The following is a 25,806-nucleotide window of genomic DNA, read 5'->3' on the forward strand; positions in this document are numbered from 1 at the left end:
CGCAACACACAAGACCTCATCCGGGCAAGGGATGAGGTCTTGTGCTGTCTGCAGAGAGCGGAGAGGCGGTGGAGGTGGAGCAGCGAACCGCCGGAGTCCGGTTGTCCCGCTTCTGCTTGATCCCGAGCGCATTGGCGACGGTCGCCACAGGAGCGTAGACGTTGCCGTTATAGATGAATGGCTCCGCGCTTGTTTTCACGACCTGATCGTTCACGACAAGCTGGATATTGGCAAACCGAGCTGTTACTTTTTGCGTGAGACTTTTGGCAAGACCGGGTGTTCCGGCCAAAAGGACGGCCGCTTCAAGGAATCCTGCGAGAAAATCGGCCCATTTTTTAAAAGAGAAAAACTCCTTTTCGATCAAATTCAATTTTGCTGTTTCTTTTTTTCTCATACAGCAGGAAAATATTTCTCATAAGCCCTGGAAAGGAAAAAAACGGGAGTGCGATGTGTGAAATTTCGAACAAGTGCCTAGGATGCCATTATCCGCTAATGCCCGGCTAATCCAGACAGGCGGTACAAGCATTCTCCGGCCCGTGGCTGTAGAGATAGAGGAGGAGAGAAACATGGTGAAAAAATGGCAGGAAAACGGAGTCATTCTGTATCCGAAGGCAAGCGACGTTTTTACAGACGAGAGGCTCGCTTGCTATTTCAGGCCGCTGCTCAGCTTTGCCTGTAGGCAGGACGGCAGCGCGTACACGTTTCATTTGCTCGGGACGGATGGGTTGTACTGTGAGCGAGAGTACCGCCATGCAGAGAACAATTTTTTCGGATTTCGCTATCTGGCGGGCAAGTACGAGTTTATCGGCGATCTGGGCGTGTTTGGCGGGGGCAACGTAGAGGAGGTCTACGCTCTATTGCAGGCCGATTTTGCGAAAAACAAGGAAGCATACTGGAAAGAGAAAGTGACGGTGGAGGCATACAAGGAGCGGCTCATTGACGAGTTGGCGGAGGTGGCCGATTTTGACGTGGACTACTATGCCGAAGCGTTCTACAGCTATGAGTTTACGAAATACCATTATGAGCGGACAGGCGAATTCCGCCATGTCTCCGAACTGACCGAAGGCTGTGACCATGACGACTCGCCTGTGCTGATCGACCAGGAGACGGCGCAGGAGCTGAGCGAAGAGTTTTTCCTGAACCTGCAATGGAACGTCAAGTACGATTACGGAATCGACAAAAGCATGGTGTGCGCAGCGACCGAACGCTTTCGCTTCATGTCCGTGTTCGGCGGCGGGATGGTATTTGCCCTGTGGAAGCCGCAGGAGCAGACGGTTTATTTGTTGGAGTATTTTTCGTGATACCATGACATTTGTCATACCCTCGACTTGACGTTTATGACTACAGGGAGCAGCGCGCATTTTTTACAATAAAGATAGAAAATTGCGTCTGATGTTGCTCAAGGCATCCGCGCGGTTCAATCGAGGAGGTACCAATTGATACATCAATCGAACATCGCCCAGTTGAAAAAGAATGTGGCCCCCTTTGAAAAAACAGACACCAGGTCGAGCATTCGCCAGATGGCCAACACGATTCTTCCCCTGCTTTTGCTCTGGTATGCCGCCTATCTCAGCCTGTCCGTATCGTACTGGCTGACGCTGCCGCTGGCAATCCTGACAGCGGGCTTCGTCATCCGCACGTTCATCATTTTTCACGATTGCTGCCATCAGTCTTTTTTCAAAAGCCGCCGGGCCAATGACATTCTCGGTACAATCACGGGCGTGCTTACATGCGTTCCGTACGAACAGTGGAAGCAAAGCCATTCCATTCATCACGCGACGAGCAGCAACCTCGACAAGCGCGGTGTCGGCGACATCTGGATTTTGACCGTTGAGGAATATGTCACAGCTCCGCTTTGGCAAAAAATCGCCTATCGCATCTACCGCAATCCGTTTGTCATGTTCGGAATCGGTCCGATCTATGTGTTTGCGCTGCAGTACCGTTTCAATCGCAAGGGAGCCCGCCACAAAGAGCGGTTGAACACGTATTTGACCAATGTCCTGTTGGCTGGCCTGTATGCGCTTCTGATCTGGGCGATCGGCTGGCAAGCGTTTTTGCTTGTGCAAGGCCCCGTCTTCCTGATCTCCGGCGTGCTCGGCATTTGGCTGTTTTACGTGCAGCATCAATTCGAGGATTCGTATTTTGAAAAAGAGGAAGAATGGAGCTACGTGAAAGCCGCCGTAGAGGGCAGCTCCTACTACAAGCTGCCGGGACTGCTGCAGTGGATTACGGGAAACATCGGCTTCCACCACGTGCATCATCTGAGTCCGAAGGTGCCAAACTACCATCTGGAAAAAGCGCACAACGAGACGCCGCCGCTGCAAATGGCGACGACGATTACGCTGTCCACCAGTCTGAAATCATTGCGCTTTCGCCTGTGGGATGAAGAGAACAAGCGCTTTGTGAGCTTCAAGGAAATCACGGAACGCAAACAGCAGCCAGTCAAGCAAATGCCGGCATCGGCTGAGGCGATCATCGACGCGCTGCACAGGAAAAAAGCCGGTCTGGAAGGAAAATAAGCCTGCCCGAATCCCCTGCATTCCGATACACTGAGAAGTAGTGGCCAACAAAAAAAGGTGGGCATCCATGCAAAAGTGGTATCACATTCTCCATAAAAATACGGGCCTGAGTCCGTATGTGTGGGTTGTTTTCTACATCCTGCCGTTTTACTTCATCTTTCGCTCGTCTTCCACGTACGAAGTTGTGAGCGGAATCGCGATGATTATTCTGTTTTTCGTTTGCTACGTCCTGGCGTTTCTTGCGAAGGGCTGGCTGATCTACTTTTGGACCAGTTTGCAGATCGTGATCTCGATTGCGATGACGGTCATGTTCGGCTATGTGTACTTCTCGCTGTTTCTGGCGTTTTTCATCGGCAATATCCAGAACAAGATCGGCTTCATCACCTTGTACACGATTCATTTGACGAGTACCGTCGTGACGATCAACATGGGCTTTCTTTCGGGAAACGCGCAGTTTTTCAGCCAGCTGCCGTTTGTGCTCGTCAGCCTGATCGCCGTCATTTTGCTGCCGGTGACGACGTACAACCGGAACAAACGGGAAAAGCTGCAAGGCGAGCTGAACCACGCGAACAGGCGAATCTCCGAGCTGGTCAAGCTGGAGGAACGGCAGCGCATCGCCCGCGACCTGCACGATACGCTGGGGCAAAAGCTGTCCTTGATCGGGCTGAAAAGTGATCTGGCCCGCAAGCTGATCGAGAAAAACCCTGCCCGCGCGCAGACCGAGCTGGAGGAAATCAGGCAGACAGCCCGGAGCGCCTTGAAGGAAGTGCGGGAAATGGTGACAGAGATGCGGGGGACGCGGCTTACGGAGGAAATGTTTCGCATCAAGCAAATTTTCAAGGCGGCGGAAATCGACTTTTCCCTGGAAGGCGATCCGGATTTGCAGCACACCTCCCTGATGGCGGAAAACGTGCTCAGCATGTGTCTCAAGGAGGCCGTCACCAACGTCGTCAAGCACAGCAACGCCACGGCATGCTCCATTGTCATCGAGCCTGCCCGGACCGATCTGATCGTGCGTGTCATCGACAACGGCCGCGGGATGGCAGAAGGAGCCGCCTGCCGGGGGAACGGGCTGCGCGGGATGCGCGAGCGTCTGGAATTTGTCAACGGCAGCATGGATATTCAGTCGTCGGAGTCTGGCACCCAGGTTGTGTTTCGGGTGCCGAATGCCTTCCAACAACCGGAAAAGGAGGCGGGAACATGATTCGCATCGTCATTGCAGAGGATCAGCGGATGCTGCTTGGCGCTCTGGCTTCGCTGCTCGATCTGGAAGAAGATATGCAGGTCGTCGGGAGAGCAGGCAACGGCGAGGATGCCGTCAAGCTGGTGCATTTGCACAAGCCCGACATTTGCATCATGGATATCGAGATGCCTGTGAAAAGCGGGCTGGATGCCGCAGAGGAACTGAAAGGCAGCGGCTGCAAGGTGATGATCCTGACCACCTTTGCCCGTCCCGGCTACTTCGAGCGGGCGCTGAAGGCCGGAGTACACGGCTATCTGCTCAAGGACAGCCCCAGCGAGGAGCTGGCGAGCTCCATACGCAGCATCATGGCGGGCAAGCGGATTTACGCCCCGGAGCTGGTGGATGAGGCATACGGGCAGGAAAATCCGTTGACAGAGCGGGAAAAGGAAGTGCTGCTGCTGATCGCGGACGGCAAAAACACAAAGGAAATCGCCAGCCAGCTGTTCATCACGACGGGCACTGTGCGCAACTACATTTCCGTCATTCTCGACAAGCTAGGCGTGAGCAACCGGATCGAGGCGATCATGCGGTTCAAGGAAAAAGGCTGGTTCAAGTAGTCAAGCAGTAAAATGAAAAAGCCTCTCCCGCAAAAAAAATAGGGAGAGGCTTTCGCGTGTTACGCTGACAGGCTTCCTTCTGTTTTCGGATTTGGACCGTAGTCGTTATCCGGGGCGCTATCCTGGCACAAGAACACAAGCAGGATGATTGAACCGATTAGTGGAATCAGCCCGATCAGAATCCACCAGCCGCTTCTTCCTGTATCGTGCATGCGACGGACAAATACACCCAGACCCGGCAGCATGACAGCCAGCGAGTAGAGCGTACTCAAGGATTGCGGCAGACCAATCAAGGATTCGATGATTACGAGAATCAATGAAATGATGACACTGAACAAGGTAAACATCCAATACTCTTTGCGTCTGGCGCGACCGCTGAAATTGACATAGTTTTTCAATACTTTCACATACCACTCCATGTCCTCACTCTCCTTTCTATTAAAAATTAGTATGCAATCCTATTCTAGCATCGTTTTCCAAAAGATAGTAAGAAAAAAGACGGATCCATCGCTTTTTGGTACTTTTGCATCAGGTGTGAATGAGCAAAAAGTAATAGCTAATGATGCTGGATCATTTTTCTGTATGTCTCATTTTTTTGCCCGGAATGGGCACCATGAAAAAAGGAAAACCATGGCGAAAGACTCACTCATCACAGAGGAGGACAAGCGACTTGGAATCGACGAAAGATCAACACATAACTTTGCACGGCTTCAACAACTTGACGAAAACGCTCAGCTTCAACATGTACGACATTTGCTACACCAAAACGAAAGCGGAGCGAAAGGCGTATATTGAATACATAGATGAGCAGTACAACGCTGCCCGACTGACCAGCATCCTGAAAAATGTTTCCGAGATTATCGGGGCACACGTATTGAATGTGGCGCAGCAGGACTACGTGCCGCAAGGGTCCAGCGTGACGTTTCTTGTTTCGGAAGGCCCTGTCGTGGAGGTTCCGACGGAGTCGTATGAGGAATCGCCTGGCCCGCTGCCGGAAAATGTCGTGCTGCAGCTCGACAAAAGCCACATTACGGTTCATACGTACCCGGAATATCATCCCGATGAGGAGATCAGCACGTTTCGCGCAGACATTGACGTATCGACCTGCGGCGAGATCTCCCCGTTGAAGGCGCTCAACTATTTGATCCGCTCGTTCGATACCGATCTGATGACCATTGATTACCGGGTGCGCGGCTTTACCCGCGATATTCACGGCTGCAAGCTGTTCATCGACCACGACATCAGCTCGATTCAAAACTATATTCCCGAGGAAATCAAAGAAATGTTTCATATGATCGACGTGAACGTGTACCAGGACAATATTTTCCACACCAAATGCAAGCGCAGGCAGTTCGATCTCAACAATTACCTGTTTGGCTACACAAAAGACAAGCTGACGCCCGCGGAGCAAGCGGAAATCACCAAGCGGCTGCAAATGGAGATGGACGAGATTTACTACGGAAAAAATATCATCCGCCACTAAGGCTGCTTCCCTTGAAGCGCGGGTCCTCGCAAGATGACGAGGGCAGCGCTTCAAGAGAGGGCAGCTTTTTTCGTTCCGGCTCGATTCCATTCTGTCAGGTCGTGCCCAGGGTGTTTTGCGCTGGCAAATAGCCATTTGCGCTTCTGCTCGGCCGCAGTGCCAGTGGTCCAAGGTAATGCGCCCGAATTTCCTCCAGTGTCTTTTGCGCAGGCTGGACAAATTCGCGATCCCAGTCTTCCGGCGGCGATTCGAGCGAGACGCCTTTTTCGTTGAGAATCTCGAACAGTTCTTTGTCAGCCTGCGTAGGAATCCACCAGGTGTAGACGGGATTGGTTTTGCCTTTTACCAGCGACACCAGGAGGAACTTCAAATATTCCGCTGTGGAGAGCGGGCCGAAGTTTACCGCAGATTCCGGTCCGGGAGCAGGGTATTGCCGCGGATAGCGCAGCGGTCCGTAGTGGATGGAAATGCCCAAAAAGCCGACGGGCGGGATATTGTTTCCGTAACCGGGGAGCGAAAACGGCAGGTCGGCAGCGAAATGCAGGCGCACGATGACCGAGTTGATGAATTGCCGCTCGAAGAAATTTTCCTTTTGCCAGATGCCCAGATCGCGGGCGATCGTATCCCAGTAGATGATCGAGGTGTTGTGCGCCAGCCAGAAGGCAGAGGACATCGCTTCAAACGTCTTGAAAAATTCATCGTCGTGCTCGTTGAACGGGTCGATCAAGTCATACCATTTGAAATAGCCGTGCTTTTTGCGCCATTTTTGGGCGATCAGCAAAAAATCAATCAGGCGCTGCAGGCGCGGCTCTGGGCTTTGCCGGTTGCTGGCAAACAGGTGGGTCGCTTCCAGCAGATCGGCCGTGAAGTTGCCGTTGACGAAATCCCAGTAATTCACTTCTTGGGCCTGGGAGCGTTGCTCGTCGATCCGCTTTGTTTCCATCTCCCAGTGGGCGAATGTCGTGACGTCCATTCCGAAGTACAGCTCTGACGGCAGCAGGTCGTCAAACAGGTTGAATCGGTACGGGCTGGTTTGCTGAAACCATGTTTTGATGAAGGCGAGCCGGGCAGAAGGCGGAACGACAATCGCTCTTTCCAAATAGCTTGTATGCGCCATATCGGCCTGAAACTGTTCCAGCGTTGTAGCGCCTTCGGTAAAAGGAGACGAGGAGGCCAAAAAGTCAACGCCGTCCTCGTCATGGTCGTATTGCACGAGGATGTGTGCAAAGCTGGTTTTGGCCAGCGGAGCGAGGACGAGCTGGCGCAAGCGGTGAGGGCTGCCGTCGTCGATGGCTCCGATGATGACGACAGGCTTGTCGGCTTCGCCATTGAACGAGATCGAGCCGTTGTCCTGGACGATGAGCTTGTGCTGGCAGCGGACATTGATGGAGGTGCCGGCCTCGAAGCTGACACAGACGCCGGCAGGAATGATCGCGTCTTCGGGACCGATCAGGTAAGGGCCGTCTTTGGCCGTAAACACGCGGTTGCTGTCAATCGTGCCGCTCAGGCGAACGTATTTGTCGACATGCAGCTGGCAGGTGTGCTGCGGGTCAGGGTCTGGCCCAATCGTCAGCTTGATGTAGTAGAAGCCGTCTTCGCGGGGGAAAAAGGGCAGGATGATGGTGCCATCGGAAGCAAAGCGGGCCTCACTCAGCTTTGTTCCGTGTACGTCATACACTTCAATGGCAGAGGATGGGTGTGTCAAATTGCTGATATGGATTTCTACCGCCTCTTCTGCGGTGAGAAAGAGTTTGTACATTTCGATATGAGGATCGAGGCCTGGTGACGCCTTGCGGATGGGCTTGGCTGTTTCCAGCATGGATACGGAAGCAAAAGGATTCATGAAACGCCGACTCCTGTACGAAAAGTTCAATCATATGCAGGTGAATATTCCATATAGTAGTATGATACGCGCAAATTTGTAAAAAGTTTTGACTGACAGAGTATTTTGGACTGGAGGTCGGCACGAAAAAGAGGTCAGGAAAGTTAGCTGTTGTCAAGTGCTTGCGCGGAAGCAATATGGCTTGGAACTGGGCGAAATTCCGTTATACTAGCATATAAGAGCGAGCAGAGTTTGAACGTATGGGAAGGATGGGGGATGGAAGATGAAAGTAGCGATTGCACAACTGACAGCGACGATGGACAAGGGCCTGAATTTGCAAAAAGCACAAGACTATATCGCCAGAGCCAAAAAAGCCGGGGCAGACTTTGTCATTTTGCCCGAGATGTACAGCACTCCTGCCACGCCGAAGTCGGGAGTGACACCAGCGGAGGTAGCGGAAAAACTGGACGGCCCGTTTGTTGCCGGACTGGCGGAAGCGGCGAAACAGCATGGCATTTACGTGGTGTGCGGCGTGTTTGAATCGATTGAAGGGGATGAAAATCGCGCCTACAATACGACAGTCTTTCTCAATCGAGAGGGCGAGCTGATTCACGCCTACCGCAAGACACATTTGTACGACGCTTTTTCCTATATCGAATCAGATTTTATTGCGCCTGGCGACAATCCGTATCGCGCAGTGGAAACGGAGTTTGGCAAAATCGGGCTGATGGTCTGCTACGAGGTGCGCTTCCCGGAAATCGCGCGGCAGTTTGCCCTGCAAGGAGCGGACATTTTGTTCGTACCCGCTGGCTGGGTAGCGGGCGCGATGAAGGAGGATCATTGGGAGACGCTGGTTCGCGCGCGGGCGATCGAAAACACGATGTTTGTATGCGCGGCTGACCAGGTTGGAAACATTTTTGCGGGACGCAGCATGATCGTCGATCCGATGGGCGTCGTCGTTGCCAGTGCGGGAGAAGAAGAAACTTTGCTGGTAACGGAATTGGATCTGGAGCGGATTCAACGCGTGCGCGGCAAGCTGCCGAGTGTAGCCAACCGCCGGGCGGAACTGTACACCAATTAAATACATGGGATTTTGGCAAAAAAGCAGTCAGTCGCCCCGCTTGTGCAAACGGGCGGCTGACTGTATTTTGTTTGGGAAAAAGGAAGTGGCCAGGCACTTTTTTGTTTTTTCGTCATAGGATTATAGTACATATCATTCATCTTTCGAGCCCTTATGAAAGCGTTACTATCATGAGAAAGGAAGTGTGTGCGAATGTTCTGGTTCGTATGGGCTGTCGTCGGCGTCGTTGTCTGGTGGGCAATGAACATGATCTTGACAGGAAAAGCGGCAGGAACAAACTGGTGGGCTTCGCTCATCGCTGCGCTTCTGGGCAGCTGGCTTGGAGATTTGGTATTGGGCGATTGGCTGTGGATGTGGGCTGGCTTCAACGTCATTGCCGGGGTGATCGGAGCGGCTTTGCTCACCTGGCTGTGGCATCTGATCTCCAAACAAACCAAATAGTACACACGACACACTTAGGCAAAAAGCAGAAAGGAATCGTCCCGGCGGCGGTTCCTTTTTTTCGTGCAGAGTTCGAGACGGCCTTTTTTTACAATTCTTACTTGACCAGTAGGTATTGTCGGTAATATAACTATATGTAGACTGACAAAGAGAAACAGTACGAGTTCAGAGGAGAAAGGGAGAGAAAAATATGTCAACGCTACTTACGATTCTCAACATCATTTTCATGCTCATATTCATTGGCGGCTTGTACGCCATGCAGAAGAAACATGTCTCTTTTTCCAAACGGGTATTTGTCGGTCTCGGAATCGGGATTGTTTTCGGACTCATCCTGCAATTCGTCTACGGAGCCAAATCAGACGTCCTGAAAGACTCAATCGAGTGGTACAACATCGTGGGTAAAGGCTACGTGAAGCTGCTGCAAATGATCGTCATGCCGCTGGTGTTCATCTCGATTGTTGCCGCTTTTACCAAAATGAAGCTGGCCAACAACATCGGCAAAATCAGCTCGCTGATTATCGGGCTTTTGGTCGGCACGACAGCGATTGCCGCTGCCATCGGGATCGCCTCCACGTTTGCCTTCCATCTGGACGGCAGCCAGTTCCAGCAGGGAGAAGCGGAATCGGCGCGCATTGAACAGGTAGAGCAACGGCTGGGCGACATTCAAAACATGACGTTGCCCGCAAAAATTTTGGAGCTGCTTCCGGCCAATCCGTTCCTCGATCTGACGGGAGAGCGGGCTACCTCTACGATTGCGGTTGTCATATTCTCTGCGATTATCGGGATCGCGTATCTCGGCGTGAAAAAGAAAAGTCCTGAACAATCGGAATTGTTCGCAAAAATCGTCGACGCGCTGCACGCCATCATCATGCGTGTGGTGACGCTGATTTTGCGCCTGACGCCTTACGGGGTGCTGGCGATCATGACGCGCGTAGCTGCGACGAGCGACTACAATGCGATCTGGCAGCTCGGCAAGTTCGTCATCGCTTCGTACGTGGCACTGGTGCTCATGTTTGTCGTGCATCTTTTGATGCTGGCTTTTGCCGGACTGAACCCGATCACGTACTTGAAAAAGGCGTTTCCTGTCCTGACCTTCGCTTTTACCTCCCGCACGAGTGCTGGGACATTGCCACTGAACGTGAAAACACAGACGCAAGACATGGGTGTGCCTGAAGGAATCGCCAACTTTGCCGGCTCCTTCGGTCTGTCGATTGGCCAAAATGGCTGCGCGGGCACGTATCCCGCGATGCTGGCCGTCATGGTAGCGCCAATGGCCGGGGTTGATCCGCTGACGCCTTCGTTCATCCTGACGCTGATCGTCGTGGTTGCCCTCAGTTCCTTCGGGGTTGCCGGAGTAGGGGGCGGAGCGACTTTTGCAGCGCTGCTCGTTCTGTCGACGATGAACCTGCCGGTCGCAATTGTCGGGCTGCTCATCTCCGTGGAGCCGCTGATCGACATGGGCCGCACAGCGCTCAACGTGAGCGGCAGCATGACGGCCGGGCTGTTGACGAGCCGGGCGACGAAAGAGCTGGATACAAAAGTGTTCAACGGAGTTCAGCAGCAGTCTGTGACGGTGTAACACGAAAAGACGCGAAAAACAGACCCGGCCGTTCTGCCTGTCCGGCAGGAGCAGCCGGGTTTGTTGTCTTTTGCTGGAACGAGACTTTAGGCAAGCAACAAACAGGCTGTACCGTCTTCGTCTGACAGGTACAGCCTGCTGTATGCGTATGACGTGGTTACTGCGTCACCACCGACGTGTGCTTGAAGTACGCGCCCCCGAGCGGGAAGATGATGAAGTCTTTCACCCGGTCATTTTTCACGTACGGGTTTCCGCGGAAGTTGATCGGTGCAAGCGGCATTTCGTCCATCAGGATGGTTTCGGCCTCGAGCAAAATTTGCTTGCGCTTTTCCAGATCAGGCTCGTGGTAGCTCTTGTCGATCAGCTCCTTGAACTTGGCGTTCTCCCAATCCGGGTGGTTGTTGCCGCCTGTCTTGTCGCGGAACATTTCCAGGAAGTTGATCGGATCGTTGAAGTCAGCACCCCACTGGAAGCGGATCAGGTCAAAATTGGCCTGGGAGCGCAAGTCGCGGTACACTTTCAGCTCTGCATTGTACAGCTTGACATCGACGCCGAGCACTTTTTTCCACTGGTCCTGCAAAGCTTCCGCCACTTTTTTGTTCGTGTCGGTCGTGTCGTACGTGTAGGTGACGGTCGGGAAGGAAGTCAGGCCAAGCTCCTGCATCCCTTCTGCCAAAAGCTGCTTCGCCTTTTCGGCGTCCTCCTTGAAGTAGCCGTCCGGCTTCAAGCCCATCGAGGTCGGCACCCATCCGTAAGCGGCCGGTACGCCGGTTTGCAGGATGTTGTCGATGATTTCCTGGCGGTTGATGGCATAGGAAAAGGCTTGTCTGATCTTTTTGTTGTTGAAAGGCGGCTTGTTCGTGTTGAACACGACGGATTGCGTGCCGGGATTGTCTGCCACCATCAGCTTGCCTGCATCCTTCAGAGACTGGATGGCATCTGGCGGCAGCGTGGAGGCCGGGTAGCCGCCCCAGTCAATATCGCCGTTTTCAAACATGGAGAAAGCCGTGTTGTTGTCTTCGATCATCGAGATTTCCAGGCGGTCGAGCTTCACGTTGTCCTTGTCCCAGTAGTGCGGGTTTTTGGTGAAGACGATCTTGCTTTTGTGCTCCCAGGTGTCCATGATGAACGGCCCGTTGCCCACGATCGTTTTCGCTTCGGCCGCCCAGTGCGGGTTGCCCTCCACTGTCTTTTGGTGCAGCGGGAAGAGCGTCGGGAAAAAGGTCAGCTCACGGAAAAACGGCGTAGGCGCTTTCAGGCTGAATTCAACGGTGTAGTCGTCGAGTGCTTTTACTCCTACGTCCTCGGCTTTTCCTTTCCCTGTATTGTATTCCTCTCCCCCTTTAATGTAGTAAAGCTGATAGGCGTACTCGGACGCTGTCTGCGGATCGAGGTTGCGTTTGATCGCGTAGACGAAGTCGTGGGCGGTGACAGGATCGCCGTTGCTCCACTTGGCGTCTTTGCGGATTTTGAACGTGTAGTTCATGTAGTCCGGCGTGTTGGTGAAGCTTTCTGCGGTGGCGTTGGTCAGTTGTCCGTTCAGGTCGTAGCTGGTCAAGCCTTCAAAAGCAGCGTAAATCATGTCAAACGAATCGGCGTCAACCGCAATGCCAGGGTCCATGGAAGGCGGTTCGCTGTTGATGCTCCAGCGCAGCACCATCGGTTCTGTCTTTGTCGCCTCTGTCGGTGCGGCGGATGATTGGTCCTTGGGTTGGGAAGTGGTTGTCGAGTTCGTACAGCCTGTGATTACCCCGAACAGCAAGGTAAGACAGGTTGCCAGTGCAATGCCCTTTTTCATGTGCATCCCCCTTGAAAATGATAAAAACATATATTCAGAGTAGGCGTTTCCGTTTATTTTCGCAAAGGTAAAATTTTTTAATTCCTTTGCAAATTCAAATCGTGCTGAGCCCGAATGCTAATGGGAATTGCCAGTCAATACGGGATTGTCACAATTTGTTGAAGAAGAAAAGAAAATGTCGACAGAAAATTTCCTTCAAAAAAAGGGATTTTTACCAAAAATATCAAATAGTATAAAATGTTTCACACATTCACATTATTTTGATTGGGGGAATTTTTTAGAATGAAAAAGTCTTACCTTGCTACCAGCCTTACTCTCAGCATTGCCGTAGGTGTGTCGGGATTTACGTCGGTGCCTGCTTTCGCCAAAACGAAGATCGACTACCACAAACAGTGGGACACACCGCAGTATATCGGTGAAGTATGGGAGCCAGAAGGGGCAAAGGGGGATGACGTCGTCTGGTCATACCTCGAAAAGTACAAAGACGAGTTCCGTATTCAAGGAAATGTGGAGGACCACTTCGAAATTGTGAATGAGGCTCGCAACAAAGAAACGGATACGAAGCACTATCGGTTGCAGGAAGTCTACAACGGAATTCCGATTTACGGCTTCCAGCAAACCGTTCACATAGATGCTGACGGCAATGTCACGTCTTTTCTGGGCCAATTCATTCCCGATCTCGATTCCAACAAGCAGTTGAAAAAGAAGCCGAAGCTCAATGAGCAAAAAGCAGTGAAACAAGCGATCAAGGACGTTGAGGGCGAAGTGGGCGAAAAGCCTGATTTCATCCAGGACCCAGAGGCGAAGCTGTACATTTACGTGCATGAGGATGAATCTTACCTGGCTTATGCAGTCGAGCTGAACTTCCTCGATCCGGAGCCAGGCCGTTGGATGTATTTCATCGACGCCCACAGCGGAGATGTCATCAACAAATACAATATGCTTGACCACGTGACCGCAACCGGAAAAGGAGTACTGGGCGATACGAAACAGTTCGAGACCACAAAGCAAGGCAGCACGTACGTGTTGAGAGACACGACGCGCGGAAAAGGCATCGAGACATACACGGCCAATAACCGCACTTCGCTTCCTGGCACGCTTATGACCGACAGCGACAACTATTGGACAGATGGGGCTGCAGTCGATGCACACGCCCATGCGCAAAAGACGTACGACTACTTCCGCAACGTCCACAACCGCAACAGCTATGATGGAAACGGCGCCGTGATCCGCTCCACCGTTCACTACAGCACGAGATACAATAACGCCTTCTGGAACGGCAGCCAGATGGTATACGGAGATGGAGACGGCACTACATTCCTGCCACTGTCCGGCGGGCTGGACGTAGTAGCGCATGAGCTGACCCACGCCGTAACCGAGAGAACAGCAGGACTGGTTTATCAAAATGAATCGGGTGCGTTGAACGAATCGATGTCCGACATTTTCGGCGCGATGGTTGACAACGACGATTGGCTGATGGGCGAGGACATCTACACACCAGGTAGAAGCGGAGACGCACTGCGCTCCCTGCAGGATCCAGCAGCGTATGGCGACCCGGATCACTACAGCAAGCGCTACACCGGCTCCCAGGATAACGGCGGCGTCCACATCAACAGCGGAATCAACAACAAGGCAGCGTACCTGCTGGCAGAAGGCGGCACGCACTACGGAGTACGCGTCAACGGCATCGGCCGCGCAGATACAGCGAAAATTTACTACCATGCCCTGACGCATTACCTGACACCTTACTCCAACTTCTCCGCTATGCGCCGTGCAGCAGTGCTTTCCGCTACTGACTTGTTCGGTGCAAACTCCCGTCAGGTCCAGGCTGTTAATGCAGCGTATGACGCTGTAGGCGTAAAATAAACGATCACCTGACAAAGCAAAGGGGACCGTTTTGCTGCAACTGAATAACAAGAAAGCAGCCACTCGCATGGGTGGTTGCTTTTTTTATTTAGGCGCGGCATGACGGGGCTATCACGGCTTTCCGGGTTCGATCATGCAAGGTAACGCCCATTCAAGTCCAGGATCGGTTTTTCTGTTTGTCATTTTGGGGTGAAAGGAAGGGGGGAAAGTTCCGATAAATGGAAAAGGCTCCCTGTACAATAATATGGGAAATTTGTATTATTCAGGATGTTGATAAAACGAAGAAGGCGGTACAAAGCTATGGAGCATATGGATGAAAAGATACTGGCCCTATTGAATGAATCGGAAAAAACGAGCGTTCCCCTTAACATTTGCACCGGACCAGTCAGGGTGGGAAGCCGCTTTTACGAGTTTGAACAGCAAGCATTTTGGGACAACAAGCTTTGCCTGTACATCCCAAAAGATTTTGCGGACATGCCCGAGCATTTGCGGGCGATCAAATATCCGTACCAGCAGCGGCCGCAGATCATCAAATGTGATGAGACGGGCGCCATCAATATTACGTTGAGCAGGGTCGAGCAAGACTTGCAGGACCAGTGGGTCAAAGAACTGACGGCAGGAATGAAAGCGACGATCAAAAGGGCGAATCCAGCAAATGTCTTCTATACAGAAGGGGGAGAAATGGTCGGAGAAAAGCAGGTTGGCTACTTCGACTTTAAAAGCCCGGCACTGGACGGCTTTTTGTATCACCTCATGTTTTTCCTTGCCTTGGAAGGAAAAATGGTCATGGGGACGTTTTGCTGCCCGTTTGCCGAGTATGAAGAGTGGCGGGAGATTGCCTTTCAGGTCATGAGAACCGTAAGCGTAACGGAAGAGAACAAAGGAGAGGAGCAAGGATGAGCCAATCTGTCCATACGTATACCGACATTTTCGTCTCGCCCTATCCATTTGAAACCATTACACAATTGCACCTGATTAAACAGATGAACGATCATATCAAGCTCACGGTAAGCGGAATCGTGCCCGAAGAAAAGCTGGACCAGTACGTCGAGCAGGCAGATGAGAATGAGAGCATAGAGGTGTCTGTTCAGGACGGGGCGCAAAAACGGGTGTTGTTTCAAGGCATCGTTACCAAACTGTCTGTCCGTGCCGTAAGAGGTGTGCGGTACATCGACATCGAGGCGTACAGCACGACTCTCCAGATGGATATGGCAAGGAAAACCCGTTCCTTCCAAAACAAGCACCTGGCTTATCGCGACCTGTTTGCCCAGATCACCGGAGCGTATGCTGGCGCCCAGGTGGTCGATGAAGCATCAGGCGGACGGAAGATCGGTGGCTTGCTGGTGCAATACAAGGAAACCGATTGGGCGTTTGCCAAGCGGCTGGCTTCTCATTTTCACGCGCCATTGGTGCCCGTCTGCACGCAAAAGGGGCTGAGGTATTTTGTCGGAATCCCGGACCTGGGCGAGCCGCAAAAGCTGGAGGAATACAATTACATCATTCAAAAAAATTTGAAGGAATACAAGCTGAAAACAGAAAACGACAAGCAGGATATTACGGAGCAAGACACCATCAGCTATGAAGTCACCAGCAACAAAATATTGGAATTGGGCAGCCCGGTTGCCTTCTTGCGGCGCACGCTTTACGTATACAGGGCCGAAACGAGGATCGAACACGGGATTCTGGTTCATCGATACGTCTTGCGCGATCAAAAAGGGCTAGGCTTTCCTACCTTGTTTCCCCCTGAATTGGCTGGATCTTCTTTGTTCGGCAAAGTATTGGATGTGGCCAAAGATACGGTAAAAGTGCATTTGCACATTGATAAAAAGCAGCCGGTTGAGGAAGCCATCTGGTTTGCCTACTCGACGGTCTACTCTTCCCCCGATGGCAGCGGCTGGTACTGCATGCCGGAAATCGGGGATGAGGTACGCCTGTACTTTCCTGATGCAAAGGAGCAGCATGCCTTTGCCGCAAGCTCGGTCGACCTGCTCTCCTCTGATCCGCAAAAGCGCAGCGATCCCGCAGTCAAGAGCATCAGCACGAAATACGGCAAGCAAATCATTTTTCGGCCGGGAGCAATCGAGATTATTGGAAACGGCAAGCTGCTGATGCGCCTGACAGATGCGGGCGGCATCGAGATCAACAGCGACAAGAAAATCACCCTCACTGCCCAGGAGGATATTGAAATCATCGGGGGCGACAAAGTGGTTATTCATGGAGAAGCAGGCGTAGACATGAAGCAGGCCGACGCTACCTTGAGCATCGTCGACGATGTGACGTTAAGCGGCGCGAAGGTAAATATCGAATGAGCGGGCAGATGGACAAGCAGGCGGCCATCCATGATTTTTGGCAGACTCATGTGAAGGATCGGTGGCAGCACGACCTGATCGAGATTGACCAGCGGTATCGCGAGCAAAAGGAAAGCATCGAGAGCAGCCTTTGCGACACTTTCCATGCGCTGTGCGCACAGGCAGCCAGGCAGCAGGAGCAAGGGGAAAAAGGGGAGATTTGCACCATCTACTTTTCTTTTTTGCGGACAAGCATCCTGGAAAACAGGGCCGCGTACCGTCTGGACGCCTACGATGAAAACTGGTTTCTGGACAGGACGGAATGCTCTGTGGTGTGGGAAGCGGACTTCATCTTTGCTCCATTGTTCCGGCGGATGGCGGAGCTGGAGACGGTCAAGTCCAGCTACGCAAGAAAGATCACGTCGATGGACATCGAGCGGATCAAGCTGATGGAAGCGATCAAGTACCATTTGCTGACGGTGGAATTTGTAAAAAGCATGGTGCCCGTGCTCCTGGAGTGCCAAGGCTACTGTCAGATGGCCAAATCGCCGGAGATTTGCCTGTTGGCCGGGGAATTCCGGGATCAGGCCGAAGTGTTGTACGCTCACCCCGGCCCGGCAGAGAAACAAACCAAGGGAGCGTAAGCATGGACTATTTTTTGCTGAAACAAGACGAACGGTATACGGATGTGCCGTTGTTACTGGATGTCCACAAAAAAATCGACACGCGGGATATTCATCCCACACGCGCTTATAAAATCGCCGACCCGCTGATTTTCCATGTCAAAGCGGGAGAAGAGAGCAGCTATCTCGACATAATGGATCGCCAGTTGCTTTTGCTGTCGGACAAGCTGAAGCGGGTGGTGGAAGCGTACGAACCTGACACGCTGTTCAAGCTGGTGCCGCTGATCGACCTCTCCCGCCACCGCCAGAACAACTACTATCTGCCGATCCTGGAAGAAGTGGAAGCCGTCAGCCCCCGAAGCGAATTCAACCTCGACAAAAGTGTGATTAAAAGGCTGGTGCTGTTGGAAGAAAAGCTGCGCGGGAAAAAGATCGTCCGGCTCAAAGAGAGCGAAAAACCGCTGATCGTCGTCCGATTGGATGTGGCCGAGAGTATTTTGCGGCGGGATTTGACAGGGATTCGGCTGGAACGAGTGCCAGTGGAAGAAAGGGGGTACTGATGATGCAGGGAGGAACGCGCTACGTGGTAAGAGGGGCGAAAATGCGCTGCAATTGCGGCAGCCACGCCAGGCGGATTAACTTGCCCGTCAGCCACGGCTCGTATGTGAACGGAAAACCGATGATGAACAGTGAAGATTACAAAGCGGGAGAAAATATTGCCCATTTCGGTATTTGCTCAAGTCCGTCCAATCCAAGCAACGCCACCATCTATTTGATCGCCGAAGACGGCCAAAACATTGCGGGTAAGCCATGCACGCCTCTCATCTGCGCTCCCTGGCTCCAGGCGAAGGAAGAGACGAGAGTAGAAGGCAAAGCAGCACTTACGACCGATTCCCAGCTCATCTGTGGCTACCAGGGCGTCATCCGGTTTCTCACAGACGGGCAGCATGACGAATAGATCCAAACGGAGGCAAATGAGGGATGACAGGGTATGAACGGATCCGGGTAACAGCGCCGTACCGGATCAAACGAATCGAAGACGTACGAATGGAGTGGAAACCGAACGAACACGCCCAGCTGTACCTGCGGGGCGTCGTGGACGACAGCGAAACGGTAAATGCCGTGCTGCAAGCCGCCTCCGATGATGCAATCCGCCTGTATGACACAGATGGCGAAAGCGAAACCACGATTTTCAAGGGAATCGTGACTTCTGTTCAAATCGCGCATCGGCAAGGCGTTTACGAGATCGAACTGGAAGGGCATTCTGGAAGCTTTCAGCTCGATGTAACGAAAAAGCGCCGCTCTTTCCAGCAGGCAGACATGACCTATCCCCAACTGGTCCAGGAAATCATCAAGACATATCCCGGCTACAATGTGAACGTCAGCATCGGAGAAGGCGTCCAGATCGGCGAGCCGATCATCCAGTACGACGAGACAGATTGGGAGCTGCTCAGGCGGCTGGCCAGCCATTTTCACGGTGTTCTCGTCAGTGATATTATGGAGGCAACACCGCGGTTTTCGTTTGGACTGCCGCAAGGGAAAAGCTATACGTTGTCAGATGATGTGGCGTATACGGCGAGCAAGGATTTGCTGGCGTACCAAAAAGCGGGCGGCGATGCAGCCGGCTTGCACGATACCGATTTTTTCACCTACGAAATCGAGTCCGGCGAACGGTATACGATTGGAGATGAAATCTGGTTCCGCAACAAGCGGATGGTCGTCAGCGAAGTGAAGGCCCGGATGGAGCGGGGGCTGTTTGTCTATACGTATCGCTTGTCCCGGATAGACGGCATACGGCAGGAGCGAATCCACAACCCGAAGCTCTCCGGCGTCTCGCTGGAAGGCAAGGTGCTTGCAGTCCAGGGCGAGCAGGTCAAGCTTCATCTGGAGATAGACGAGCAGCAGTCCAAGGAGACCGCATATTGGTTTCCGTTTGCCCCGCCTACAGGCAATGTGATGTACTGCATGCCGCAGGTGGGCACGAACGCCAGTCTGTACTTCCCCGATGCGACGGGAAAGCGGGCGGTGGTGCTTGGCTGCGTTCGCAAAAACGGGGACAGTTGCGCAAAGACAGCCAACCCGAACATCCGCTATTTCGGCACAGAGCACGGAAGCGAGCTGGAGCTTGCGCCTACCGCCCTTTCGATTGTGAGTGGATGCAAGGAACCGTTGAAGATAACGCTGGACGACCACGTGGGGATTACGCTGACCAGCCATAGAAAGCTGATTCTAAATGCGAAGGAAGAGATTTCACTCTACACGCCAAAGCGGGTTGTCATCCAGGCGCAAAGCCAGATTCTCGCCAAGAAAGCGAGTGCGCCAAGCGGCTTTTCGCTGGAGAGTGAGTATCACTTTCTGGGAACTGCTGTTCACGTGGAAGGGCGGGACCGGACGACGTTTCCCGCATTTGACGACGAGCCGAAGCAAGGAACGCCCCCACCCCCGGAACCGCCGTTTGATTGGGGAAAGCTGGCTCTTTGCGTGCTCGGGGCTGTGGCGATTGTCGGAGCCGTGGCATTGACGGTAGCGACGTTTGGCGCTGGTGCGGTGATTGGAGCGGCAGCAGTGGGGGCCGCTTTGGGAGCGATAGGCGGCGTGGTCATGACCGCCTCGAACGATCTCATCAACGGGGAGGCGAGCAGTCCGTCCGCGTATATCAAAAGCGCCGCCCAAGGGGCCGTGATCGGCGCGGTATGCGGAGCGATTTTCGGCCCCGTTGCAGGGGTCGGCGGAGGAGCGGTTGTGCCGCTGACAGGCGGACAAACGACCGTAGGGCTTGGCTCGGCGATGTTTATGGGCGGAACCTCGGGATATATTGATTATTCGCTGCGGGAACTGTGGGACGGGCGGACGCCGGATGGGGGCAAGGCGTTGGAGTCGTTTGCGGTAGGGGCCGCGCTGGGCGGAGCTTTTTCCGTAGGGACGTCCTGGTTGGCGAAAGGTGCTGAGAGGGTTCGCGGGGCGCTGAAGCGGGGGGCGAGTTCGAAGGTTGAGGGGACGGCGAAAGGTAAAGAAAGCCGTTTAGAAGAGTTAAGAGCGAAGTATGGCAGGCTAAGTCCTACAGAATTACATCAGCGTATTAACTTAAGGGGAGCGGTTCATGACGAATTGCATAGGGTAAGGAAGAGTGGCTTGACTAAGAAAGAATTAGGTCCTGCGATTGCTGGGGTACTAGATAAAAAGACGGGAAAGTATTACTTCGACATAAACGACCCTGAAGGAAAAGTACCTTTAACACAACATAAGTTGATTAGTGAGAGAATAAGAGGTATGCCTCCAGATATAGAGAAAGGTTATATCAAATCACTTGGTGCAGGTTCACACGCAGAAGTAAAAGCCTTAAATAGAGCATTATTAGATAGACCTGATGCCAACTTAGAAGATTTTATGATTTATGTAATTTCTGCTAGGAAAATCAATAAGAAAATGCCCATTGGAACCCCAATGCCTCGTTGTCCCCATTGCGAATATATAACTCAAGGGGCTAACTTTATACCGGAGGTGCTAAAGCATCGTCATGGAAGATAATAGAGAAAAGTATACGATCGAGGAAATTATTAGTAACGGAGTCGACTTTGAAGATTTATGGTACTCGTCTACTAGTGATGAAATATTGGACAATGCAGAGGATGAAGGGGGGAAACCGTTTAACGGAATTGCTTATGAACTGTATGGCGATGGCCGATTAAGATATTTTTGTTTTTACAAAAATGGTTTTCAACATGGTTTGTTTCAGGAGTTTTATGAGAATGGGGAAAAAAAATCTGAACAGATAATGAGGCATGGGCAAACTAAAGGGAAGAAAACAAGTTGGTATAGAAATGGAAAGATAAAATCGCTGGGTGAATATGAAAATGGAGTAGAGTTAAGTTATAACGAATGGGACGAAAATGGTAATTTAATTGTAAGTAGAAAATTAAGCGAAAACAGTGATAACTTTAAATTATTATTATCACGTAGAGAGCTTCACAGAAAAATGGGGAGAGAGTGAGAAGATGTTTGGGAGTAGAAGATGTTTATTTTCTGCTCCCATTTTTATAAACAACATAAGATGCAATTCTCACTTGTTACATAAAACTTTATTAACGAGTTGATCCGCTTGTCGAGTAGTTTCTGGCAAACGGAATTTTGGTGAGAGTTTTAATATCCACGCACAAGCTGATGTTAGGGAAATACGATGACCGATTGACACAAAAATAGGTTTAATATTGTCTTGAGTTCGTAATACTCCCCCTATTACCTCCCCATCATCCATTAATAGCGAATATGAACCTCTTTTAAGGTCAGGCTCTTGGAACTCACCTACTAATCTTGTTTTCCCACATCCGATTGTTGGTATATCAAAAAGCACTCCCAAGTGACTGGCTAATCCGAATCTCCTAGGATGCGCAATTCCCTGACCATCGCATACAATTAGCTGAGGCGGGGTCTTTAATTGACTAAATGCCTTGATAATAGGAGGTAACTCTCTAAATGAAAACAATCCAGGTACATAAGGGAAATCAACAGTGTCTCGAACTGTCACTGATTCCACCACTTGCAATGAGTCGGCTTCTAATATGACGATTGCTGCAACTATATTATCACTATGTTTACAGTACGCTACATCTACTCCAGCAACATAGTTGATCTTAGCAAATTGATCTTCTTTAATAACTTTTTTAGCCAACATTTGTTGTAAATGGATTGCTTCTATTTCACTAATATTCCATTGGTGCTGGATTATTGGTTCCATTTTGATGACTCCTTTTGAATTGATAGGATATAAAAGTTGTTGTTATTTTAACAATTATTTTTTAAGTTTCATAGTTTGGACTGTCAACACCAAACTAGACAGATTTCTTAAGTGTGAATGCTAATCTAATGATTGACCATCTGAGCACCTCTTTCTTGATAACATTGATGCAACACTAGTGATTTATAAATTAAGGTATGGAAAATGGCCACCAAAAGACTGGAGAGGTTTTGAAGAAAGGGAGAGGGAAACATGATGGAACATGGTTCATTGATGCAATACGAATTTGAGTTTCCAAATGAATATACTCATGAGCTAGTAATGGTTATAGGCGACATAATGCAAATTCCTGTTGATTTAACTAAAGACAATAAGATGAAACATATACAAGATTTTGAGTCTGATACAGAGATTATTCGTTTAATAAAGGATACCAAGGATCCAAATAGTTTCATTTTAGTTAAATTTAATAAAAAGGACTGGTATTACGCAATTGTGATAAGATGTCATGAAAGTATCCATCAAAAAGTAAAGCAGGTTTTGATTGACTTGAATGAACAGATTATAGAAGAGTATGGTGACTCTCCGTATGAAAAAATTGAAAATGTTATCTCCAACAAAAACACTCTATTAAGTAAATTTCTTGAAAGGCATCCTTTGCCTATTTAGTTAAATGAGAACAGCCAGATATACTGAATTGAAAATGCTCAATAACAATAAAGAGATGTTTCATGGAATAAGTAGTGAAGTTTAATAAATTTATTTTCATTTCAAGTAAATAGCTGTAAAACTATGATGAATGGTTAATGAATCGTTTTATCTAATCAGCTTGAGACTGTAAAATATTTTGTGTAAACTAACAAGATCGTACAATAGAACCAACAAACCAAACACTTGATAAACTTTCAAAAGCTCACTCCTATTTTGATTTATGAGTAGGAATGAGCTTTTTTGCATGCTCAAAATCATGCGAATGCCAGCCTGTACTTCCCTGATTCAACAGGAAAGCGGACGGTGGTGCTTGGCTGGGGCCGCAAAAACGGCGACAGTTGCGCGAAGACAGCCAACCCGAACATCCGCTATTTCGGGACAGAGCACGGAAGCGAGCTGGAGCTTGCGCCTACCGCTCTTTCGATTGTGAGCGGATGCAAGGAACCGTTGAAGATAACCCTGGACGACCACGTGGGGATTACGCTGACCAGCCATAAAAAGCTGATTCTGAATGCGAAGGAAGAGATTTCACTCTACACGCCAAAGCGGGTTGTCATCCAGGCGCAAAGCCAGATTCTCGCCAAGAAAACGAGCGCGCCAAGCGGCTTTTCGCTGGAGAGTGAGTATCACTTCCTGGGGACAGCCGTTCACATGGAAGGACGGGACCGGGCGACGTTTCCCGCGTATGACGACGAGCCGCAAAAAGGAACGCCCCCACCGCCGGAGCCGCCGTTTGATTGGGGAAAACTGGCCCTTTGCGTGCTCGGGGCTGTAGCGATTGTCGGGGCCGTAGCACTGACGGTAGCGACGTTTGGTGCTGGTGCGGTGATTGGAGCGGCAGCGGTAGGGGCCGCTCTCGGAGCGATAGGTGGTGTCGTGATGACCGCCTCGACCGATCTCATCAACGGGGAGGCGAGCAGTCCGTCCGCGTATATCAAAAGCGCTGCCCAAGGGGCCGTGATCGGCGCGGTATGCGGAGCGATTTTCGGCCCCGTTGCAGGGATCGGCGGAGGAGCGGTTGTGCCGCTGACAGGAGGACAAACGACCGTAGGGCTTGGCTCGGTCATGTTTATGGGGGGAACCTCGGGATATATTGATTATTCGCTGCGGGAACTGTGGGACGGCCGGACGCCGGATGGAGGCAAGGCGCTGGAGTCGTTTGCGGTTGGGGCAGCACTGGGCGGAGCTTTTTCCGTAGGGACGTCCTGGTTGGCGAAAGGTGCTGAGAGGGATCGTGGGGCGTTGAAGCGGGGGGCGAGTTCGAAGGTTGAGGGGACGGGTAAGGATGGTAATGTAAGTTGCGGTAAGGTATATCCAACAAGGGAAATCGATTTAGAGACTGAAGGATATATTCTTGAGCGGGCTACTAAATACAAAAAATTGGTATCCAACACTCTTCTTAAGAAAAGAGGGGGAGGGAACTTTGGTTACGCTGAGGTAAATATATCAGGATTGGACAAAAAAGAATTCTATGCGCATAGTAAAATTGATGCAACAAATGGGAATCCCAATTATGAAGGATTCTCTATTAAACCGACAGATGATAAAATTAAGTTTAAAGCAACACCTGCTCCCAATGAAGTAGGAGATGTTTTTCTAAGGGATATGGATACCGAATACAAAATTTTAAACGATATTGCAAATAAATTAGGAGAGAATCCTAATGCGAGAGGTAAAATAAAGTTATTCACTGAACTTGATACGTGTGGAAGTTGCAGTAGAGTTATAAAAGCATTTCATGAAGAGTATCCAAATATTGATATTGAAATCATTCATAATAATGGTAAAAAAATTAAGGTGAATTAAAAAATTTGGAGTGTGAAAAAGTTGAATTGGAGTTATTACGAGCTTTTAACCGCAGTGTATGATACTTATTTTGAATACAAGGATGAAAATTTCAGTGATTATGAAGCGCTGGCAAGAACAACTTATGATTTTGAGCTTTCTATGAATGAGGGGGAAGTCGAGAAAGCAGCTATCTATATCGCGTTAGCTAGAATTGCTCTAACACATTCAAAGATTTCCGTTCGTTCTAAGGAAATAATGAGGGAAGTCTTAGCAAATCTAAATGTTAATCATATTCGAGAGCATTTAAGTACAGAAGAAGTAGAAGATTTATTAGAAAGACGAGACTATATATTACGTCAATTTGATAATAATACACTACCATTAAATCATGATCCTAGAGCACGTTGGTATTATCATGAGCTGACCAAGGAAGTAAAAGTTTATTTTGATAACGTTATTAGTGTAACCTCTTCAGAAGAAATTGCTCATAAAGTGCTAAAACGTTTTGAAAGAGACTGCAAGAATACACTTAGTGAGAATATTACAATAAAAGTAACTTTAGCTGAAATATTGATTAACAAAGGAATCAATGCTCAAGAAGAACTTAACAACATAAAACATGAACTAAAGCAGTTCAACATAGAAGATGTAGGGCAACAGTTATCGGAAGAAGAAAAAGAAGATTTAGCAAGGAGAATCAAAAGTTTATTAATTAATATATAAAAAGAATATTCCTGGATGTAGACGTGAACAGATCGAATATGGATCAGATGCTAGAGACTGTAAAATACTTTTAGCAAACTAACAAGATCGTACAATAGAACGAACAAACCAAACGCTTGATAAACTTTCAAAAGCTCATTCCTATTTTGATTTATGAGTAGGAATGAGCTTTTTTGCATGCTCAAAATCATGCGAATGCCAGCCTGTACTTCCCCGATTCGACGGGAAAGCGGGCGGTGGTGCTTGGCTGCGTCCGTAAAGACAGCGCCAGTTGCGCGAAGACAGCCAACCCGAACATTAGCTATTTCGGGACAGAGCACGGAAGCGAGCTGGAGCTTGCGCCCACCGCCCTTTCGATTGTGAGTGGATGCAAGGAACCGTTGAAGATAACGCTGGACGACCACGTGGGGATTACGCTGACCGGCCATAGAAAGCTGATTCTAAATGCGAAGGAAGAGATTTCACTCTACACGCCAAAGCGGGTTGTCATCCAGGCGCAAAGCCAGATTCTCGCCAAGAAAACGAGTGCGCCAAGCGGCTTGTCGCTGG

Annotated in this window: 25 protein-coding genes; 20 read left to right on the forward strand and 5 right to left on the reverse strand. The window is 50.4% G+C overall.

Features of this window, described 5'->3' with window-relative positions; genetic code table 11:
• Window positions 1-16 precede the first annotated feature (16 nt).
• The gene (locus EDM57_RS01405; RefSeq protein WP_170163344.1) at window positions 17-370 is read right to left on the reverse strand and encodes a stalk domain-containing protein; all 354 of its coding nucleotides are present in this window, start codon (window positions 368-370) and stop codon (window positions 17-19) included.
• 196 nt (window positions 371-566) lie between these two features.
• On the opposite strand from EDM57_RS01405, the gene EDM57_RS01410 reads away from it, so the two are divergent.
• The 4 genes from EDM57_RS01410 to EDM57_RS01425 all read left to right on the forward strand — a co-directional run bounded on the left by EDM57_RS01410 (window position 567) and on the right by EDM57_RS01425 (window position 4,319).
• Window positions 567-1,301 carry a hypothetical protein gene (locus EDM57_RS01410; RefSeq protein ID WP_122902995.1) on the forward strand — a complete coding sequence of 245 codons (735 nt, stop codon included), beginning with the start codon at window positions 567-569 and terminating at the stop codon, window positions 1,299-1,301.
• A gap of 138 nt (window positions 1,302-1,439) precedes the next feature.
• The gene (desA, locus tag EDM57_RS01415; RefSeq protein WP_122903022.1) at window positions 1,440-2,519 is read left to right on the forward strand and encodes a Delta(5) desaturase DesA; all 1,080 of its coding nucleotides are present in this window, start codon (window positions 1,440-1,442) and stop codon (window positions 2,517-2,519) included.
• A 67-nt stretch (window positions 2,520-2,586) separates the two neighbouring features.
• Window positions 2,587-3,723: a sensor histidine kinase gene (locus EDM57_RS01420; RefSeq protein ID WP_122902996.1), complete on the forward strand. Its 1,137-nt coding sequence runs from the start codon at window positions 2,587-2,589 to the stop codon at window positions 3,721-3,723.
• Window positions 3,720-4,319, forward strand: a complete 600-nt coding sequence (locus EDM57_RS01425) for a response regulator transcription factor (RefSeq protein ID WP_122902997.1) — start codon at window positions 3,720-3,722, stop codon at window positions 4,317-4,319. The genes EDM57_RS01420 and EDM57_RS01425 overlap by 4 nt, the downstream gene beginning before the upstream one ends.
• Window positions 4,320-4,378: 59 nt before the next feature.
• Here EDM57_RS01425 and EDM57_RS01430 read toward each other — a convergent pair whose 3' ends face one another.
• Window positions 4,379-4,738 (reverse strand): DUF805 domain-containing protein, encoded by a 360-nt coding sequence (locus EDM57_RS01430; RefSeq protein ID WP_122902998.1) that lies wholly within the window; start codon window positions 4,736-4,738, stop codon window positions 4,379-4,381.
• Window positions 4,739-4,989: 251 nt separating this feature from the next.
• On the opposite strand from EDM57_RS01430, the gene speD reads away from it, so the two are divergent.
• Window positions 4,990-5,802: an adenosylmethionine decarboxylase gene (gene speD, locus EDM57_RS01435; RefSeq protein WP_122902999.1), complete on the forward strand. Its 813-nt coding sequence runs from the start codon at window positions 4,990-4,992 to the stop codon at window positions 5,800-5,802.
• Window positions 5,803-5,896: 94 nt separating this feature from the next.
• Here the strand turns inward: speD and EDM57_RS01440 are convergent, their stop codons facing one another.
• A complete protein-coding gene (locus EDM57_RS01440; RefSeq protein WP_122903000.1) occupies window positions 5,897-7,645 on the reverse strand; it encodes a hypothetical protein in 1,749 nt (582 codons plus the stop codon).
• A 262-nt stretch (window positions 7,646-7,907) separates the two neighbouring features.
• Here EDM57_RS01440 and EDM57_RS01445 point away from each other — a divergent pair, with 262 nt between their 5' ends.
• From EDM57_RS01445 to EDM57_RS01455, 3 genes are all read left to right on the forward strand, one after another.
• Entirely contained in the window at window positions 7,908-8,705 is a 798-nt protein-coding gene (locus EDM57_RS01445; protein WP_122903001.1) for a carbon-nitrogen hydrolase family protein, read from the forward strand.
• A gap of 192 nt (window positions 8,706-8,897) precedes the next feature.
• Complete coding sequence (locus EDM57_RS01450) at window positions 8,898-9,146, forward strand: hypothetical protein (RefSeq protein WP_122903002.1); 249 nt, start codon at window positions 8,898-8,900, stop codon at window positions 9,144-9,146.
• Window positions 9,147-9,336: 190 nt separating this feature from the next.
• Window positions 9,337-10,725: an L-cystine transporter gene (locus EDM57_RS01455; RefSeq protein ID WP_122903003.1), complete on the forward strand. Its 1,389-nt coding sequence runs from the start codon at window positions 9,337-9,339 to the stop codon at window positions 10,723-10,725.
• Between the two features lie 157 nt (window positions 10,726-10,882).
• Here EDM57_RS01455 and EDM57_RS01460 read toward each other — a convergent pair whose 3' ends face one another.
• Window positions 10,883-12,523: a peptide ABC transporter substrate-binding protein gene (locus EDM57_RS01460; protein ID WP_122903004.1), complete on the reverse strand. Its 1,641-nt coding sequence runs from the start codon at window positions 12,521-12,523 to the stop codon at window positions 10,883-10,885.
• Window positions 12,524-12,805: 282 nt separating this feature from the next.
• On the opposite strand from EDM57_RS01460, the gene EDM57_RS01465 reads away from it, so the two are divergent.
• The 8 genes from EDM57_RS01465 (at window position 12,806) to EDM57_RS01500 (ending at window position 21,291) form a co-directional block, all read left to right on the forward strand.
• Window positions 12,806-14,389, forward strand: coding sequence for a M4 family metallopeptidase (locus EDM57_RS01465; RefSeq protein WP_122903005.1), 1,584 nt, complete (start codon window positions 12,806-12,808; stop codon window positions 14,387-14,389).
• 300 nt (window positions 14,390-14,689) lie between these two features.
• Window positions 14,690-15,289: a hypothetical protein gene (locus EDM57_RS01470; RefSeq protein ID WP_122903006.1), complete on the forward strand. Its 600-nt coding sequence runs from the start codon at window positions 14,690-14,692 to the stop codon at window positions 15,287-15,289.
• Window positions 15,286-16,698, forward strand: a complete 1,413-nt coding sequence (locus tag EDM57_RS01475; RefSeq protein ID WP_122903007.1) for a type VI secretion system Vgr family protein — start codon at window positions 15,286-15,288, stop codon at window positions 16,696-16,698. The genes EDM57_RS01470 and EDM57_RS01475 overlap by 4 nt, the downstream gene beginning before the upstream one ends.
• Window positions 16,695-17,321 carry a hypothetical protein gene (locus EDM57_RS01480; protein ID WP_122903008.1) on the forward strand — a complete coding sequence of 209 codons (627 nt, stop codon included), beginning with the start codon at window positions 16,695-16,697 and terminating at the stop codon, window positions 17,319-17,321. Before EDM57_RS01475 ends, EDM57_RS01480 begins: the two co-directional genes overlap by 4 nt.
• A 2-nt stretch (window positions 17,322-17,323) precedes the next feature.
• Window positions 17,324-17,860 (forward strand): hypothetical protein, encoded by a 537-nt coding sequence (locus EDM57_RS01485; RefSeq protein WP_122903009.1) that lies wholly within the window; start codon window positions 17,324-17,326, stop codon window positions 17,858-17,860.
• 2 nt (window positions 17,861-17,862) lie between these two features.
• Entirely contained in the window at window positions 17,863-18,258 is a 396-nt protein-coding gene (locus tag EDM57_RS01490; RefSeq protein ID WP_122903010.1) for a DUF4280 domain-containing protein, read from the forward strand.
• Between the two features lie 23 nt (window positions 18,259-18,281).
• Window positions 18,282-20,828: a YwqJ-related putative deaminase gene (locus tag EDM57_RS01495; protein ID WP_122903011.1), complete on the forward strand. Its 2,547-nt coding sequence runs from the start codon at window positions 18,282-18,284 to the stop codon at window positions 20,826-20,828.
• Entirely contained in the window at window positions 20,818-21,291 is a 474-nt protein-coding gene (locus EDM57_RS01500) for a toxin-antitoxin system YwqK family antitoxin (protein ID WP_122903012.1), read from the forward strand. The genes EDM57_RS01495 and EDM57_RS01500 overlap by 11 nt, the downstream gene beginning before the upstream one ends.
• A gap of 69 nt (window positions 21,292-21,360) precedes the next feature.
• Here EDM57_RS01500 and nfi read toward each other — a convergent pair whose 3' ends face one another.
• Entirely contained in the window at window positions 21,361-22,035 is a 675-nt protein-coding gene (gene nfi / locus EDM57_RS01505; RefSeq protein WP_122903013.1) for a deoxyribonuclease V, read from the reverse strand.
• 252 nt (window positions 22,036-22,287) lie between these two features.
• Here nfi and EDM57_RS01510 point away from each other — a divergent pair, with 252 nt between their 5' ends.
• The 4 genes from EDM57_RS01510 to EDM57_RS01525 all read left to right on the forward strand — a co-directional run.
• The gene (locus EDM57_RS01510; protein WP_246005707.1) at window positions 22,288-22,704 is read left to right on the forward strand and encodes a hypothetical protein; all 417 of its coding nucleotides are present in this window, start codon (window positions 22,288-22,290) and stop codon (window positions 22,702-22,704) included.
• Window positions 22,705-22,986: 282 nt separating this feature from the next.
• Window positions 22,987-24,552, forward strand: coding sequence for a deaminase domain-containing protein (locus EDM57_RS23605; protein ID WP_246005708.1), 1,566 nt, complete (start codon window positions 22,987-22,989; stop codon window positions 24,550-24,552).
• Window positions 24,553-24,573: 21 nt separating this feature from the next.
• Window positions 24,574-25,257, forward strand: coding sequence for an Imm3 family immunity protein (locus EDM57_RS01520; RefSeq protein WP_148039087.1), 684 nt, complete (start codon window positions 24,574-24,576; stop codon window positions 25,255-25,257).
• 173 nt (window positions 25,258-25,430) lie between these two features.
• The coding region (locus EDM57_RS01525; RefSeq protein WP_483995142.1) for an SAM domain-containing protein at window positions 25,431-25,806 on the forward strand (376 nt) is incomplete at its 3' end.

Origin of the sequence: Brevibacillus gelatini, from assembly GCF_003710935.1 — a bacterium.
Classification (GTDB): domain Bacteria; phylum Bacillota; class Bacilli; order Brevibacillales; family Brevibacillaceae; genus Brevibacillus; species Brevibacillus gelatini.

Bases quoted from the DNA above. Each gene is read 5' to 3' on its own strand.
- EDM57_RS01410 (WP_122902995.1), top strand. From the start codon at position 567: ATGGTGAAAAAATGGCAGGAAAACGGAGTCATTCTGTATCCGAAGGCA.
- EDM57_RS01420 (WP_122902996.1), top strand. From the start codon at position 2,587: ATGCAAAAGTGGTATCACATTCTCCATAAAAATACGGGCCTGAGTCCG.
- EDM57_RS01425 (WP_122902997.1), top strand. From the start codon at position 3,720: ATGATTCGCATCGTCATTGCAGAGGATCAGCGGATGCTGCTTGGCGCT.
- EDM57_RS01430 (WP_122902998.1), bottom strand. From the start codon at position 4,738: ATGGAGTGGTATGTGAAAGTATTGAAAAACTATGTCAATTTCAGCGGT.
- EDM57_RS01440 (WP_122903000.1), bottom strand. From the start codon at position 7,645: ATGAATCCTTTTGCTTCCGTATCCATGCTGGAAACAGCCAAGCCCATC.
- EDM57_RS01445 (WP_122903001.1), top strand. From the start codon at position 7,908: ATGAAAGTAGCGATTGCACAACTGACAGCGACGATGGACAAGGGCCTG.
- EDM57_RS01450 (WP_122903002.1), top strand. From the start codon at position 8,898: ATGTTCTGGTTCGTATGGGCTGTCGTCGGCGTCGTTGTCTGGTGGGCA.
- EDM57_RS01455 (WP_122903003.1), top strand. From the start codon at position 9,337: ATGTCAACGCTACTTACGATTCTCAACATCATTTTCATGCTCATATTC.
- EDM57_RS01460 (WP_122903004.1), bottom strand. From the start codon at position 12,523: ATGAAAAAGGGCATTGCACTGGCAACCTGTCTTACCTTGCTGTTCGGG.
- EDM57_RS01465 (WP_122903005.1), top strand. From the start codon at position 12,806: ATGAAAAAGTCTTACCTTGCTACCAGCCTTACTCTCAGCATTGCCGTA.
- EDM57_RS01470 (WP_122903006.1), top strand. From the start codon at position 14,690: ATGGAGCATATGGATGAAAAGATACTGGCCCTATTGAATGAATCGGAA.
- EDM57_RS01475 (WP_122903007.1), top strand. From the start codon at position 15,286: ATGAGCCAATCTGTCCATACGTATACCGACATTTTCGTCTCGCCCTAT.
- EDM57_RS01480 (WP_122903008.1), top strand. From the start codon at position 16,695: ATGAGCGGGCAGATGGACAAGCAGGCGGCCATCCATGATTTTTGGCAG.
- EDM57_RS01485 (WP_122903009.1), top strand. From the start codon at position 17,324: ATGGACTATTTTTTGCTGAAACAAGACGAACGGTATACGGATGTGCCG.
- EDM57_RS01490 (WP_122903010.1), top strand. From the start codon at position 17,863: ATGCAGGGAGGAACGCGCTACGTGGTAAGAGGGGCGAAAATGCGCTGC.
- EDM57_RS01495 (WP_122903011.1), top strand. From the start codon at position 18,282: ATGACAGGGTATGAACGGATCCGGGTAACAGCGCCGTACCGGATCAAA.
- EDM57_RS01500 (WP_122903012.1), top strand. From the start codon at position 20,818: ATGGAAGATAATAGAGAAAAGTATACGATCGAGGAAATTATTAGTAAC.
- nfi (WP_122903013.1), bottom strand. From the start codon at position 22,035: ATGGAACCAATAATCCAGCACCAATGGAATATTAGTGAAATAGAAGCA.
- EDM57_RS01510 (WP_246005707.1), top strand. From the start codon at position 22,288: ATGATGGAACATGGTTCATTGATGCAATACGAATTTGAGTTTCCAAAT.